Annotated in this window: 15 protein-coding genes and 1 tRNA gene; 10 read left to right on the forward strand and 6 right to left on the reverse strand. The window is 72.1% G+C overall.

The annotated features are described in order from the left end of the window. Positions 1–31 precede the first annotated feature (31 nt). On the forward strand, positions 32–1057 hold the full coding sequence (locus VFF97_RS11510) for a glycosyltransferase family 2 protein (RefSeq protein WP_414684252.1): 1026 nt from the start codon (positions 32–34) through the stop codon (positions 1055–1057). Positions 1058–1076: 19 nt separating this feature from the next. Here VFF97_RS11510 and VFF97_RS11515 read toward each other — a convergent pair whose 3' ends face one another. The 3 genes from VFF97_RS11515 to VFF97_RS11525 are packed head-to-tail and all read right to left on the reverse strand — an operon-like array spanning position 1077 to position 5657. Then, complete coding sequence (locus VFF97_RS11515; RefSeq protein WP_325033643.1) at positions 1077–2528, reverse strand: CDP-glycerol glycerophosphotransferase family protein; 1452 nt, start codon at positions 2526–2528, stop codon at positions 1077–1079. After that, positions 2525–3853 carry a CDP-glycerol glycerophosphotransferase family protein gene (locus tag VFF97_RS11520; RefSeq protein WP_325033644.1) on the reverse strand — a complete coding sequence of 443 codons (1329 nt, stop codon included), beginning with the start codon at positions 3851–3853 and terminating at the stop codon, positions 2525–2527. Before VFF97_RS11520 ends, VFF97_RS11515 begins: the two co-directional genes overlap by 4 nt. A gap of 43 nt (positions 3854–3896) precedes the next feature. After that, on the reverse strand, positions 3897–5657 hold the full coding sequence (locus VFF97_RS11525) for a S1C family serine protease (protein WP_325033645.1): 1761 nt from the start codon (positions 5655–5657) through the stop codon (positions 3897–3899). Between the two features lie 136 nt (positions 5658–5793). Between VFF97_RS11525 and VFF97_RS11530 the strand changes: the two genes are divergently transcribed. Next, positions 5794–7005: a pyridoxal phosphate-dependent aminotransferase gene (locus VFF97_RS11530; protein WP_325033646.1), complete on the forward strand. Its 1212-nt coding sequence runs from the start codon at positions 5794–5796 to the stop codon at positions 7003–7005. Between the two features lie 10 nt (positions 7006–7015). On the opposite strand, the gene VFF97_RS11535 is transcribed toward VFF97_RS11530, so the two are convergent. Both VFF97_RS11535 and VFF97_RS11540 read right to left on the reverse strand, forming a co-directional pair. Continuing rightward, positions 7016–7822 carry a carbon-nitrogen hydrolase family protein gene (locus tag VFF97_RS11535; RefSeq protein ID WP_325033647.1) on the reverse strand — a complete coding sequence of 269 codons (807 nt, stop codon included), beginning with the start codon at positions 7820–7822 and terminating at the stop codon, positions 7016–7018. Continuing rightward, positions 7819–8331: a DUF6328 family protein gene (locus tag VFF97_RS11540; RefSeq protein ID WP_325033648.1), complete on the reverse strand. Its 513-nt coding sequence runs from the start codon at positions 8329–8331 to the stop codon at positions 7819–7821. The genes VFF97_RS11535 and VFF97_RS11540 overlap by 4 nt, the downstream gene beginning before the upstream one ends. An 83-nt stretch (positions 8332–8414) precedes the next feature. Between VFF97_RS11540 and VFF97_RS11545 the strand changes: the two genes are divergently transcribed. Beyond that, a tRNA-Met gene (locus tag VFF97_RS11545) sits at positions 8415–8488 on the forward strand. Positions 8489–8539: 51 nt separating this feature from the next. Here the strand turns inward: VFF97_RS11545 and VFF97_RS11550 are convergent. After that, on the reverse strand, positions 8540–9013 hold the full coding sequence (locus VFF97_RS11550; RefSeq protein ID WP_325033649.1) for a MarR family winged helix-turn-helix transcriptional regulator: 474 nt from the start codon (positions 9011–9013) through the stop codon (positions 8540–8542). Between the two features lie 87 nt (positions 9014–9100). On the opposite strand from VFF97_RS11550, the gene idi reads away from it, so the two are divergent. The 7 genes from idi to VFF97_RS11585 are packed head-to-tail and all read left to right on the forward strand — an operon-like array spanning position 9101 to position 14708. After that, complete coding sequence (idi, locus tag VFF97_RS11555) at positions 9101–9664, forward strand: isopentenyl-diphosphate Delta-isomerase (RefSeq protein WP_325033650.1); 564 nt, start codon at positions 9101–9103, stop codon at positions 9662–9664. Next, a complete protein-coding gene (locus VFF97_RS11560; RefSeq protein WP_325033651.1) occupies positions 9661–10704 on the forward strand; it encodes a polyprenyl synthetase family protein in 1044 nt (347 codons plus the stop codon). Before idi ends, VFF97_RS11560 begins: the two co-directional genes overlap by 4 nt. Next, positions 10701–11570 (forward strand): phytoene/squalene synthase family protein, encoded by an 870-nt coding sequence (locus VFF97_RS11565; RefSeq protein ID WP_325033652.1) that lies wholly within the window; start codon positions 10701–10703, stop codon positions 11568–11570. Before VFF97_RS11560 ends, VFF97_RS11565 begins: the two co-directional genes overlap by 4 nt. Beyond that, a complete protein-coding gene (gene crtI, locus VFF97_RS11570; RefSeq protein ID WP_325033653.1) occupies positions 11567–13141 on the forward strand; it encodes a phytoene desaturase family protein in 1575 nt (524 codons plus the stop codon). The genes VFF97_RS11565 and crtI overlap by 4 nt, the downstream gene beginning before the upstream one ends. A gap of 3 nt (positions 13142–13144) precedes the next feature. Further along, on the forward strand, positions 13145–13510 hold the full coding sequence (locus VFF97_RS11575; RefSeq protein ID WP_325033654.1) for a lycopene cyclase domain-containing protein: 366 nt from the start codon (positions 13145–13147) through the stop codon (positions 13508–13510). Next, positions 13507–13815, forward strand: a complete 309-nt coding sequence (locus VFF97_RS11580) for a lycopene cyclase domain-containing protein (protein WP_325033655.1) — start codon at positions 13507–13509, stop codon at positions 13813–13815. Before VFF97_RS11575 ends, VFF97_RS11580 begins: the two co-directional genes overlap by 4 nt. After that, a complete protein-coding gene (locus tag VFF97_RS11585) occupies positions 13812–14708 on the forward strand; it encodes a prenyltransferase (RefSeq protein WP_325033656.1) in 897 nt (298 codons plus the stop codon). Before VFF97_RS11580 ends, VFF97_RS11585 begins: the two co-directional genes overlap by 4 nt. Positions 14709–14730: the final 22 nt, after the last annotated feature.

Consider the following 14730-nt stretch of genomic DNA (forward strand, 5'->3'; position numbering starts at 1 on the left):
GGCGCCCGACGACGCGGGCGTCACGTTCGTGATGCCCGTGCTCAACGAGCGCGATTACCTGCGCCGCGCGGTGGAGTCGACGCTGGCCCAGGACGTCCCCGGTCCGTCGGAGCTCATCATCGCGCTCGCTCCGTCGACCGACGGCACGGACGAGCTCGCGCGCGAGCTCGCGGCGGAGGACGAGCGCATCGTGCTCGTCGACAACCCCGCCGCCGACATCCCGGTCGGGCTGAACCTCGCGATTCGAGCGGGTCGCTATCCCACGGTCGTGCGGGTCGACGCCCACTCCGAGCTCGAGGCCGGCTACACGCGGCGCGCGCTCGACACGCTCACGCGCGTGCGCGCCGCGAACGTGGGCGGCGTCATGCGGGCCGACGGACGAACGCCGTTCCAGCGGGCTGTCGCGCGGGCGTACAACTCGCGGATCGGGCTCGGCGGCGGTGCGTACCACGGCGGCACGCGAGAGGGAGAAGCCGAGTCGGCGTACCTCGGCGTCATGCGGCGCGCCGTCTTCGACGAGGTCGGCGGCTTCGACGAGACGATCCGCCGCGGCGAGGACTGGGAACTCAACCTCCGCATCCGCCGCGCGGGCTACCGCGTGTGGTTCGATCCCAAGCTCTCCGTCACGTACTGGCCGCGCGAGAGTTGGAGCAGGCTCGCACGCCAGTTCGTCGCGACCGGCCGCTGGCGCGGCGAGCTCGTGCGCCGCTACGGCACCCGGAACTCGCTGCGGTTCTTCGCTCCCCCGCTGCTCGTCCTCGCGGCCGCGCTGTCGGTCATCGTGGGGGCGCTCCAGCTCGCGCGAGTGATCACCGGATGGTGGTCGGTCGCGGCATCCGTCGTCTACATCCCGGTGCTCGTCTACGTGCTGCTCGTGCTCGTCGTGGCGATCGGCCCGGGCGGGGGCTCGGGCTGGCGCGACAAGCTGTGGACGATCGCCGTCCTGCCCACGATGCACGTCTCGTGGGGACTCGGGTTCATCGCGGGCGTGCTGGGCGGCGCGCACGACACGGTCGACACGTCACGGCTCGGCGACCGCAACACGCCGCTGCCCTGACCGCACCGGGGTCACGCGCTCACTCCACGTCGACGAAGCCCTGGTCGAGGATGCGGTTCACGACGCGCTCGGCCGCGTGGCCGTCGTCTCGCGCGTTGAACGTCGCGCGCCAGCGCGCGTACGCATCCGCGAACAGCGACGGGTCGACGTCCTCGATCGCCGCGACGAGCTCGTCCTGCGTCCGGACGACCGGGCCGGGAGCCCGCTCGACGAGGTCGAAGTAGAACCCGCGCAGCTCCCCGCGGTACCGCTCGAGATCGGGCACGAGGAAGAACATGGGCTTGCCCGTGACCGAGAAGTCGAACATGACCGACGAGTAGTCCGTGATGAGCGCGTCGGTCACGAGCAGCAGCTGCGACGTGTCGGGGAACCTCGTCACGTCGATGACGCGGGGACCCTCGGCATCGTGCCCCGGCTGCAGCGTGCGCGAGTGCCCGCGCACGAGCACGACGCTGTCGGTCGCCGCCGCGAGCTCTGCCGGATCGACGAAGTCCACGATCTCGGCACGATCGTCGCGCCACGTCGGCGCGTACAGCAGCACGCGCTCATCGGCGCCGATGCCGAGTGCCCGGCGCGTCGCGTCGCCCGTGCCGGTCACGAGGACGTCGTTGCGGGGATATCCCTCGACCCACACCGGCCGCCGCAGGAACGCGTAGGCCTTGCGGAGGATGCGCTCCGCATACGGGTTCTGCGCGAGGAGCACGTCCCACCGGCGCGACTCCTTGATGACCGCTGCCGCGCGGCGCGGGTCGAACCCGGGCCGGTGCAGCGCGAGGCGCTTGAGCGGCGTGCCGTGCCACGTCTGGAGCACGACCTGTCCCTTGCGCCGCGAGAAGCGTCGGCGCAGCCAGTCGTTGACGACGAGCAGGCGCGCTGCCCCACGGGCTCGCCACCATTCGGGGCTGCCCTCGACCACGGGGATCGCACCGTCGGGCACCTGCACCGAAAGGTCGACGACGCTCCAGTAGCGCGTCACCCCGGGCGCGCGCTTCGCGAGCTCGCGGTCGATCGCCAGCGGGTTGCAGCTCGCGTTGCGACCGTAGAAGCTCTCGAAGAACACCGCGTTCTCGAGCCCTCCCGGCCGCGTCGCGTACCGCCGTTCGAGCGCCGCCTGCCCTTCGCCAGAGTCGTATGCGGGGTCGATCGGCGGTCCGATGTGCACGACGCCGCCGTCGAGGCCGGCACGGAGCGTGCCGAGCTGGGTGAGCGGGACGGATGCCTCGACTGCCGCCTCGGCGCCGTCGGCGTCGATGAGCCGGATTCGGTAGTCGGCGACCGGCAGCGGCAGCTCGGGTCCGCCCCAGCGGGCCGCCCGCAGCGGGATCACCGCCCGCCAGGTCTTGCCGCGCCCGGTGAGTGTGCCCGCGGTCCGGGCGCGCGGCCCGATCAGCTCGACGGACTGCGGCCGGGCGCCGGTGCCCGACAGGATCAGGCTCGCTCCGCCGTCGGTCGAGAAGCGGGCGTCGGTCATCGGGTTCCCTTCGTCGGGTGTGAAGTCGGATGCCGCGAGGGCGGCGCGCTCGTCGATCCGCCCCAGCCGGGCGCGCCGCGTCGCGCGAGCCCCGTCTCGATCGCACGGTACACCCTCTCGGTGTTGCCGCCGTCGCGGAACGCGTGGACGCGCTCGCTCAGCCGCCGCGCCCGGGCGACGCGCTCGCGGCGCACGGCGTCGTCGCCCAGCACCGCGTCGAGCTGCGCGACGAGTCCCTCCCAGTCGGCGCCCCAATCGTCGCCGGCAACGTCGGCGAAGCGGCCGTAGAAGCCACGGCGCCGCCCGTACGCCTCGACGTCGGGCGCGAGGAACAGCGTCGGCAGGGGCACGAGCGAGGCGTCGAACGCGAGCGATGAATAGTCCGTCACGAGCACGTCGAGCCCGGGCAGGAGCGGCGTGACGTCGGGCACGACGTCGCTGCCGAGGCGGCGGACGCGCTCCGTGGGGAACGGCGGTTCGTACTCCCCCGCCCCGAGCGGGTGCGATCGCACGAGCAGCACGGCGTCGTGACGCTCGAGCGCGTCGACGATCGTTCGCCACTGCCCGGGGTGCGGGATCGCGGGATCCGGCTCACCGTCGCGCCACGTCGGCGCGTACAGCACGAGACGCGACCCGTCGTCGAGCGGCCCCACAGCCTCGTCGATGCGTTCCCGCGCGGTTCGCCTCCGCTCGGCGGCGTCGCCGCGCGAGAGCACGTCGACGCGGGGCTCGCCCGTGACGGGTACGCGCTCGTCCGGCAGGCCGAACGCCGACTCGAGCCGCCCGCGCACGAGGTGCGAAGCGGCCGGCAGCACATCGATGCGCCGCGCTGCCGCGCGGTACATCGCCGCGAGACCGCGTCGCACGAGGGCGCCCACGGGCCGGGGCAGCCCGGCCGGCGGTCGCACCGTCTCGGGCGAGTCGAGCCCGATCCGCTTGAGCGGGATCCCGTGCCACAGCTGCACCACGAACGCGCCCGACACGGCGTAGCGGTTGACGTCGCCGAACCCGTGGGTCACCACGACGACGCGGGCGCGAGCGCTGCGCCAGAAGCCCCGCACGGAGGACTTGCGGACGGTCCGGATGCCGCGGGCCGCAGCATCCGCCTCTTCTCGCTCGTTCGCGACCAGCCACACCGCCGATGCGCCGCGCTCGGCGGCGACGTTCCACAGTTCCAGAGCCCCGTCGGCGATGCCGACGGCGCAGCCGAAGACCCACTCGTCGCGCGAGCGCGGGATCACGAACGTGGCGAGGCGTCCGGCGGCGTACAGCGGGATGCTCGCGAGCTTGCGCGCGTTCCCCGCGCCGAACGAGAAGGACGCCACCCCGCGAGCCTATCGCGGGGTGGCGTCCGGAGCCCTGGGATGATCAGGGCTCGAGCGTGCCGAGTGTCACGTCGATGGTGTGCGACTCGCCGTCGCGCACGTACGTGAGCGTCGCATCGCTCCCGCCTGCCGCCGCGCGAACCTGCGCGGTCAGGTCGACCGAGTCGGTGATCGGGACGCCGTTGAACTCGGTGACGATGTCCCCCACGCGCAGCCCGGCCTCGTCGGCCGCGCCGCCGGGAACGATCTCGGCGATGTAGGCGCCCGTGATCGTCGAGTCCTCGACGAAGGCCGCGGACTGGACGCTCGCGCCGAGCAGGCCGTGCGTCGCCTCGCCGTTCTCGATGATCTCGTCGGCGACGCGCTGGGCGATGTCGGACGGGATCGCGAAGCCGACGCCGATCGAGCCGGAGCCCTCGGTCTGCGCGCCGCCGGCGGTCGCGATCGCGACGTTGATGCCGATGAGCTTGCCCTCGGAGTCGACGAGTGCGCCGCCCGAGTTGCCGGGGTTGATCGCCGCGTCGGTCTGGATGACCGCGATCGAGATGGTCGCCGACGGGGCGTTCTGGCGCGGACCCTCACCGAAGTCGAACTGGAACGGCCCCTCGCCGTCGCGCGGCGTCGGGCGGCCCGAGTCGTCGTCGCCTTCGAGCTCGGGCACCGCGGCCGAGGCGATCTGGATCGAGCGGTTGAGCGCGCTCACGATGCCCGTCGTGACCGTGTTCGACAGGCCGAGGGGCGCACCCACGGCGACCGTCTCGTCACCGACGTTGAGCTTCGACGAGTCGGCGAACTCGATCGGGGTCAGGCCCGACGCGTCCTGCAGCTTGATGACCGCGAGGTCGTAGGTCGGGTCGGTGCCGACCACTTCGGCGTCGTACACGCGGCCGTCCGAAGTCGTGACGCGGATGTCGGCGTCGTTCGTCGCGCCGTCGAGTGTCACGACGTGCGTGTTCGTGATGACGTAGCCGTCCTCCGAGATGATGACGCCGGAACCGGTGCCTCCGCCCGCATTGCTCGAGGCGGAGATCGTCACGACGCTCGGCACGACCTTCGCCGCGATCGCGGTGGTCTGGTTGACCGAGTCGGGGTCGTTGACGGTCACCGTCGACGGACCGGATGCCGCGACCGTCGGCGACGGCGCGAACCAGTTCGCGCCTGCCCACGCGCCGCCGATGCCCGCCGCGCCGCCGACGAGGGCGGCTGCGACGACCGCCGCGGCGACCGTGCGCCCCGCTCCCTTCTTCTCGGTGCGCGTCGTCTTGGTCGCGCCTGTGTGCGTCGACGGGCCGGATGCGCCGCTCGAGGGCCCGAGTGGAATCGTCGGGTTCGAGGACGTGCCGGGGTTCGACGCGTGGCCGACCGGGTATGTCGGGTATGCCTGCTGGCCGGGGTGCGCGCCCTGGCCCGGATACGGCTGCCCGGCGTACGCCTGCGGGTGCGGCGGTCGCGCGAACGCACCCGTCGCGGGCTGTCCGGGCTGCGCGGGACGACCGTACTGGCCCTGCTGCGCGCCGTACGGGGCGCCCGGGTGCTGCGCGCCGCCGGCCGGCGGTTGCCACGCGGGCCGCTGGGGCTGCGCGGGCGGTGCCGGGGGGACCGGGGGCGTTGCGGACCGGGGGGCGTCCGTCGTGGTCTCGGGGGCCTGAGCCGCGGGCTCGGCCGGGGTCTTCGGGGACGCTGCCGCGGGCGCGGTCTCGGTCGCCGGCTGCGCGGGGTCGGTCACAGGCTGCGCGGACTCGGCCGCAGGCGTACCCGCGGTGGGGTTCTGGTCGCTCTGGCGTCCCTCGTCGATGTCGCTCATTCGATGCTCCTTCGTGAAAGCCTGATACAGCGTGACGCGCGATGCTGTGCGTTTCTTATGTCGGCGCCCGGACACGCCTATGTGATCCTCTGTGCGCGCCGGGAAAGACGGCCTCGAGAAGGGTAGCGTCTGAGGAATGCGACAGATTCCCGGCGCCTGGCTCCGCACTGCCCGGGGCGCGGGGCTCGTCGACGCCGACGGCACCGCGCGCCCCACGATCTTCGCCGAGATGAGCGCCCTCGCGGCGCACACGGGCGCGATCAACCTCGGTCAGGGCTTCCCCGACGAGGACGGGCCCGCCGAAGTGCTCGAGGCGGCACGCGAGGCGATCGCGAACGGCGTCAACCAGTACCCCCCGGGTCGCGGCATCCGGTCTCTCCTCCAGGCTGTCGCACAGCACCAGAAGCGCTTCTACGGACTCGAGCTCGACCCCGACCGCGACGTGCTCGTCACGGCGGGAGCGACCGAGGCGATCGCGGCGGCCCTCCTTGCGCTCACCGACGGACCCGACGACGAGGTCGTCGTGTTCGAGCCGTACTACGACTCGTACGCCGCGTGCGTCGCGCTCGCGGGTGCACGGCTCGTGACGGTGCCGTTGCGGGGCGAGGAGTTCCAGCCCGACCTCGACGAGCTCGCACGAGCGGTGACCGACCGGACGCGCGTCATCCTCGTGAACGACCCGCACAACCCGACGGGCGCGGTCTTGTCGGCCGACGTGCGTGCCGAGATCGTGCGCCTCGCCGAGCGTCATGACGCGATCATCGTCACCGACGAGGTCTACGAGCACCTCGTCTTCGACGCCCCGCACGTGCCCATCGCGACGCTGCCGGGCGCGTGGGAGCGCACGCTCACGATCTCGTCGGGCGGCAAGACGTTCTCCACGACCGGTTGGAAGATCGGGTGGGCGACCGGCCCCTCCGATCTGGTCGACGCCGTGCTCGCCGTCAAGCAATTCCTCACGTACGTCAACGGAGCGCCCTTCCAGCCCGCGATCGCGCTGGGGCTCGGCCTGCCCGACGAGTTCTTCACGGGCATCGCCGACACCCTCCGCGCGAAGCGCGACCTGCTGGGCGAGGGATTGCGCGCAGCCGGATTCGCGGTGCGGACGCCTGCCGGGTCGTATTTCACGGTGGCGGATGCCGCGCCCCTCGGCGCGACCGACGCGGACGAGTTCTGCCGGCGCCTGCCCGAGCGCGCGGGCGTGGTCGCGATCCCGCTGACCGCGTTCGCGACCTCGGAGCACCGCGGCCACTATGCGACCCTCGTGCGGTTCGCGGCGTGCAAGCGCTTCGACGTGCTCGAGGAGGCGGCGTCGCGCCTGGCCTCCCTCGCGTCGCTCCGCGCCTGACGCCGAGCGCTCAGTCCCGCGGCACGACGCGCAGGCGTCGCAGTCGCAGCGACGGGTTCACACGGCGCACGCGTTCCACGGCGTCGACATCGAGGTGCGCGAGCGCCACATCGGTGCCCGTGCCGACGGCGGCGATCTCGACGCCCTGCGGGTCGACGATCATCGAGTTGCCGACACCCAGCGGCGGCGGGTGGTCGGCCGCGGCGACGTACAGCGTGTTCTCGATCGCCCGCGCGTGCAGGAGGGTGCGCCAGTGGTGCTCCTTGAGCGGCCCGCGCACCCACTCGGCCGGCACGAGGATCGCGTGCACGCCGGCATCCGCCAGCATCCGCCCGACTTCGGGGAAGCGCAGGTCGTAGCACGTCATGAGTCCGAACCGCATGCCGTCGACCTCGAACGTCTCAGGCGCACCGAGCTCGCCCGGCTCGACCCAGTCCGACTCGCGCTGCCCGAACGCGTCGTAGAGGTGCAGCTTGCGGTAGCGCGCCACCACGCCCGACTCGTCGACCGCGACGACCGCGTTGCGCACGCGCCGCTCGTCGGCCGCCCGCTCGAGCAGTCCCGCGACGATCGTGACGGCGTAGGTCGACGCGAACGCCGTGAGCGCTCGCGTGAACGGGCCGTCGATCTCCTGCGCGTTCGCGGCGAGCGACTCGTCGAACGGGTCGATGAAGTAACTCGAGTACTCCGGGAACACGACGACCCGCGCGCCGCGCGAGGACGCCGTCGCAACGAGGTCGTCGATGAGGTCGAGGTTGGCCGCGGCATCCGCCGTCGGCGCGAACTGGGCGACGGCCACGGGCACGGCGACGGTCATCGGCTCACCCTCTCCGAATGGCGCTTGCGGATGACGACCGGCGCGATCACCCACAGGACGACGATGACGATTCCGAGGGCGACGGATGCGACGACCGCGGCGGCGTCCGACACGACGAAGTCGAACACGAACGCGACCACGCCGACCAGCACGAGCGACACCGTGACGAGCGAGGTCACGAGCGCGGCATGCCCGTACGCGACGACGCGGGGCTTGGCCATGCGGCGGAAGAGCACGCGGTGGAGCGCGACCGGGGCGAGGGCGACGATCGCGGTGAGTGCGGCGAGCACCACGAGCGTGAGGTACAGCAGCCGCTGACCGTCGTTGAGTTCCGCGAACCCGGGCTGGAACGCGAGCGCGAGGAGGAAACCCGTGAGGATCTGCGTGCCGGTCTGGAGGACGCGGAGCTCCTGCAGCACTTCGTTCCAGTTGCGGTCGGCGCGCTCGGTGGGCGTCTCGTTGCGGCCGTCGTCGACGTCGTCATAGCCGACTCCGCGGGCGGAAACCATGGGTCCATCCTCCCGCCCGGGGAGCGAAAGGGGCAACCGCGGTCTGAGCACGTCGAAACCCGTGCTAGGCTTGATTCTCGTGCCGCGGGGTGGAGCAGCTCGGTAGCTCGCTGGGCTCATAACCCAGAGGTCGCAGGTTCAAATCCTGTCCCCGCAACGAAAAGAAGAAGGCGTCCCCATCAGGGGGGCGCCTTCTTCGTGTACCCCTCTACTGCTCCGGGTCGAGCACCGTGCTGATGTCGCCGAGGAACCGCGTCACGAGCTGGAGCTCCTCGTCGGTGTAGCGATCCGCGATGCCGCGCATGCCGCGGAGGCGCTCGCCGAAGTGGCGATAGAACTCCTGCCGCGACGTGTCCGTCAGCACGACGACGCGCGCACGGCGGTCTCGCGGATGCGGCTGACGCTCGATGTGCCCGGCGGCTTCGAGCCGGTCCAGGAGCTTCGTGGTCGAGGCCGTGGTGATCCGCAGGTGACGGGCGACGTCGTGCGGGCTGACCGTCTCGCCGCGCTGCTCCCGCATGATCATCATGCGCATGGCGGCGAGGTCGGTGGCGTTCATGTCCATGTCGCCCTTCATGCCGCCATGCATCCGGTCCATCGCATCGCTGAAAGCCCGGAGCGCCTGGAGCATCTCCATGACGTAGCGCTCGCGGCCGCTTTCGGCAAGCCCGGGATAGGACATGTGGACACTCCTTACACTCGCCTGTATCATCGGCGAAACCATTCACTAGATAAACTAGCAATTTAACGAGCCGATCGGGGGACCGGCATGACCGAACACGACCTCGTCGTGCTGTTGGACGACGCGGGAGAGGCGATCGGGACGGCGCCCAAGTCGAGCGTTCACGGCACCGATACAGCCTTGCACCTGGCGTTCTCCTGCCACGTCAGAAACTCCGCGGGCCAGGTGCTCGTGACCCGCCGCGCTCTCGGGAAGACCACGTGGCCGGGCGTGTGGAGCAACTCGTTCTGCGGCCATCCGCGGCCGGCTGAGCCGGTCGTCACCGCGGTGCACCGGCGTGCCGAGCACGAGCTCGGAATCACGATCACCGACCTGGAGCTCGCGCTCCCCCTCTTCCGCTACCGTGCGACCGACGCGAACGGCATCGTCGAGCACGAGGTGTGCCCCGTGTACCTGGCATACACCGACGACGAGCCCGAGCCCAACCCGCGCGAGGTGAGCGAGACACGCTGGGTCGACCCCGCCGACCTCGCCGCGTCGCTCGCCGCGACGCCGTGGGCGTTCAGCCCGTGGCTCGTGCTCCAGGCTCAGCAGCTTCACCTCTTCGGCCCGGTCCCCGAGCAGGTGCCCGCGGTCGCCCGCGCGTCATGATCGCCACCGACACCCGCACCGACGAGGCGATCGCCGCCGCGCTCGCGCGCATCCGCACTCGTGCACAGCCGTTGGGCGGCGGGTTCGCACGCCTCGCAGACGCGATCGGCCGCGCGGCATCCGGCGGCAAGCGGCTGCGCCCCGCGCTCGTCACCGCATCGTTCGCCGCCTTCGGCGGCCGCGCCGACGAAACGCCCGCGGTCTTCCCCGTCGCCGCCGCCTTCGAACTGCTGCACACCGCATTCGTCGTGCACGACGACGTCATCGACCACGACACGCTGCGCAGGGGCGTCCCGAACGTGTCAGGTGAGTTCCGCCTCGTCGCCGGTGCGCGGGGGGCGGATGCCGAAGGCCAGGAAGCCCTCGGCGACGCCGCCGCGATCCTCGCGGGCGACCTGCTGCTGCACGAGGCGTCCCGACTCATCGCGACCGCCGACGTCGACGCCGTCGCACGCGAGCGCCTCTTCGCGCTCTACGACGACGCCGTGTACGTGTCCGCGGCGGGCGAGCTCGCCGATGTCGAGCACGCGGTGTCGGCCGACTGCCCCGACACGAACTCGATCCTCGATGCGACGTTCAACAAGACGGCGGTGTACTCGTTCCGCGCACCCCTGCAGGCGGGTGCGGTGCTCGCGGGAGCCCCATCGAGCGCACTCGACGCCGTCGGCGTGGCGGGCGGATGCCTCGGACTCGCGTTCCAGCTCGTCGACGACCTCATCGGCACGTTCGGCACGCCGGCGCAGACCGGTCGCGACTCGGGCGTCGACCTGCGCGAAGCCAAGCGCACGCCGGTGGTCGCCCTCGCGCGCGGCACGCGCGAGTGGGAGCGCGTGAGCGACGCGATCGCCGTCGCGCACACAGGTCCCGTGGCGGTCCGGGAGGCGCAGCGCGCCCTCGAGGCTAGCGGCGCCCGCACGAGGGTGGCCGCGCTCGTCGACGAGACGGTCGCCGATGCGGCCCGGGCCGCCGGAGTGCTTCCGCACGAGGCATCCGCGCTCATCGAGTCCCTCTCCGTGGCGATCCGGGAGCGTATCCCGTGACCCGCGACCGCGCCGTGCCCACGGGCCTCGACCTGTACGACCAGACGGCGACGGATGCCTCCGCCGCCGTCATCTCCGCCTACTCCACGTCGTTCGCGCTCGCGTGCCGCCTGCTCGGGGCGCGCCCGCGACCGCACGTGCGCAACGTGTACGCGCTCGTGCGCGTCGCCGACGAGGTCGTCGACGGCCCGGCGGCCGCAGCGGGCCTCGACGTCGAGATGCAGCGCCGCGTGCTGGACGACCTCGAGACCGAGACGCTCGCGGCGATCGAGCGTGGCTTCAGCGCCAACCTCGTCGTGCACGCCTTCGCCGCGACCGCGCGCGAGACTGGCATCGACGGCGCGCTCGTGCGCCCCTTCTTCGCCTCGATGCGCACCGACCTCGAGACGGCGCAGCACGACGCGGCGTCGCACGACGCGTACGTCTACGGCTCGGCGGAGGTCGTCGGGCTCATGTGCCTGCACGTGTTCGTGAACGCGGGTCGGGCGCATCCGGTCGATCCCGATCCCGAGCTGTGCGACGGCGCTCGGCGCCTCGGTGCGGCGTTCCAGGAGCTGAACTTCCTGCGGGATCTCGACCACGACGCCGGTGCGCTCGGGCGGGACTACCTCGGTGCGCGCGGCTCGCGCAGCGATGTGCTCGACCGCATCGACGCCGACCTCACTGCGGCTGCCGCCGTCATCCCCAGTCTTCCCGCCGACTGCCGCCGGGCGGTCACCGCCGCGCACGATCTCTTCGCCGCGCTGTCGGCGCGACTTCGGCGCCATCCCGACGGCGAAGGACGCGTGCGTGTACCCGATCCCGTGAAGGCGACACTCGCGGCACGCGCGTGGCTGGGGTTCGCTCCTCGGACGGTCCGCGCGTGACCCCGCCCGCCGAAGGCGCGCACCGCCCGGCGATCGTGATCGGTGCCGGGGTCGCAGGTCTCGCGACGGCGGCACTCCTCGGCGCCGAGGGCTGGGACGTCACGGTGCTCGAAGCGCGGGACGAGATCGGCGGCCGCGCCGGCACATGGGAGCGCGACGGCTTCGTGTTCGACACCGGCCCGAGCTGGTACCTCATGCCGGAGGTCTTCGAGCACTTCTTCCGCCTGCTCGGCACGTCAGCCGCCGAGCGGCTCGACCTCGTGCGGCTCGACCCCGCGTACCGCGTGTACGGTCCGCCCGGCACAGGCGATCCGATCGACGTCGTCTCGGGCAGAGACGCATCCACGGCGCTCTTCGAGAGCCTCGAGCCGGGCGCGGGCGCCGCCCTCGACGCCTACCTCGACTCGGCCGCCGACGCGTACGAGCTCGCCGTCTCGCGCTTCCTGTACGACACGTACTCCACGACCACCGGCCTGCGCGACCCGGCACTGCTCAAACGCCTGCCGCGGCTGGCGCCCCTGCTCACCCGCAGCCTCGCGGATCACGTGGAACGACGGTTCGAGCATCCGCGTCTTCGGCAGATCCTCGGCTACCCTGCGGTCTTCCTCGGCACGTCGCCGTACTCGGCGCCGAGCCTGTACCACCTCATGAGCCACCTCGACCTCGCCGACGGCGTGCTCTACCCGCGCGGCGGGTTCGGAGAGGTCGTCCGGGCGCTCGAGCGCCTCGCGACCGAGCGCGGTGCCGTCATCGAGACGGGCGCGCGCGTGGCGCACATCACGACGACGGATGCCGCGGCCACCGGCGTGCGCCTCGCCGACGGTCGCCGGCTCGACGCCGACCTCGTCGTCTCGACCGCCGACCTGCACCGCACCGAGACCGAGCTGCTTCCGCCGAGCCTGCAGAGCTACCCCGAGCAGTGGTGGACCAAGCGCACGCCCAGCCCGGGCGCGCTCCTGCTGCTGCTCGGCGTCGAGGGAGAGCTGCCGCAGCTCGCGCACCACACGCTCGTGTTCACGGACGATTGGCGCGCGAACTTCGCCGACGTGTTCGGCGGAACGGCACGCATCCCGGATCCTGCGTCGCTGTACGTGTGCCGGCCGAGTGCCACCGACCCGTCGGTCGCTCCCCCGGGCCACGAGAACCTCTTCGTGCTCGTGCCCGTCCCCGCCGAGCCCGCGCTCGGACGCGGGGGCGTCGACGGCGCCGGCGACCGGGCGATCGAGGTCGCCGCCGATCGGGTGATCGCGCAGATCGCGTCGTGGTGCGGCATCGGCGACCTCGCCGACCGCATCGTCGTGCGCCGCACGATCGCACCCGGCGACTTCGCCATGGAGTACGGTGCGTGGCGCGGCAACGCGCTCGGCCTCGCGCACATCCTGCGTCAGAGTGCCGTCTTCCGCCCACGGACGACCTCGCGCAAGGTGTCGGGCCTCGCGTACGCGGGCGCGTCGGTGCTGCCGGGCATCGGCGTGCCGATGTGTCTCATCTCGGCCGAGCTCGTCGTCAAGGGCCTGCGAGGCGACCGCTCGCCGGGACCCCTCGCCGAGCCCGCTCCCGTGGAGGCGTGACGGATGCCGGGTGCCTACCTGCTCGCGATCCTCGTGTCGGCAGCCGCGATCGTCGCGCTCGACGCACGATTCCGGCTGGCGGCGTGGCGCGCGCGTGCCCGCACCCTCATCGCGGTCGCCGTCGGCACGGTGTTCTTCATCGCGTGGGACCTCGTGGGGATCGCGACCGGCGTGTTCGTGAAGGGCGACAGTCCCCTCTACCTCGGCATCGACCTCGCACCGCACCTCCCCGTGGAGGAGCCGGTCTTCCTCGCGTTCCTGTGCTATCTGTCGATCGTGACGTGGGCGGGTGGGCGACGGCTTCTCGAGCGGCGGTCGAGGGACCACGAGGGCTGGGACGGTGCGACAGGAGAGGCGGGCGGGCGATGACCTACTTGCTGATCTCGCTCCCCTTCCTCCTCGTCGCGGCGGCAGCCACCCTCGCGACGGCACGCCGATCGGGCTTCGGGCGACGCATGGCCGCATCCGGAATCGCCGCGATCGTGCTCCTCGCGCTGACCGCCGTCTTCGACAACGTGATGATCGGCGTGGGGCTCTACTCGTATCCGGACGAGCACCTGAGCGGACTGCGCGTCGGGCTCGCCCCGATCGAGGACTTCGCCTACCCGCTCGCCGCGGCCTTCCTCGTGCCGGCGGTCTACACGCTCACGCGGCGACACGAGGGGCGCGCATGAGCCTCGACGGACGCGTGGGCGCGGCATCCGCCCTCCGCCAGCTGGTGATCGCATCACGACCCGTGAGCTGGGTCAACACCGCGTACCCGTTCGCGGCGGCGTACCTGCTCACGACCCGCGAGATCGACGTGGCGCTCATCGTGGGCACCGTGTTCTTCCTCATCCCGTACAACCTCGCGATGTACGGGATCAACGACGTGTTCGACTACGAGTCCGACCTGCGCAATCCGCGCAAAGGCGGCGCGCACGGCGCCGTGCTCAACGTGCGGCTCCACCGGGCGACGCTCTGGACGGCGGGCCTGGTGTGCGTGCCCTTCGTCGTGTTCCTCGTCGTCGTGGGAGCGCCGTGGTCGTGGCTCGTGCTGGCCGCGAGCCTGTTCTTCGTCGTCGCGTACAGCGCTCCCCCGCTCCGGCTCAAGGAGGTGCCCTTCGCGGACTCCGTGTGCAGCAGCATCCACTTCTTCTCGCCCGCCGTGTACGGCCTCGTGCTCGCGGGCGCCTCGTGGACGTGGGAGCTCGGGGCCGTCATCCTCGCGTTCGCGCTGTGGGGCGTCGCGTCGCACGCGTTCGGGGCGGTGCAGGACGTCGCGGCCGACCGCGCGGCCGGCATCCGCTCCATCGCGACACAGCAGGGCGCCCGGTGGACCGTGCGCTTCGCGCTCGCGTGCTACGCGGCATCCGGTCTCGCGATGCTCGCGACCGCCTGGCCCGGTCCGCTCGCGGCCGTGCTCGCCCTGCCGTACATCCTGACCGTGTGGCCGTTCCGGGCGGTGACGGATGCGACGGCCCACGACGCCGTGCGCGGGTGGCGCCGCTTCCTGTGGCTCAATCAGCTCACGGGCTTCGCCGTGACGCTCCTGCTGATCTGGTGGTGGCTGCTCACCTCGGCGTGAAGCGCCGGGCGGCCGCCCGGGG

The sequence above is a fragment of the Microbacterium sp. genome (assembly GCF_035687345.1).
Classification (GTDB): domain Bacteria; phylum Actinomycetota; class Actinomycetes; order Actinomycetales; family Microbacteriaceae; genus Microbacterium.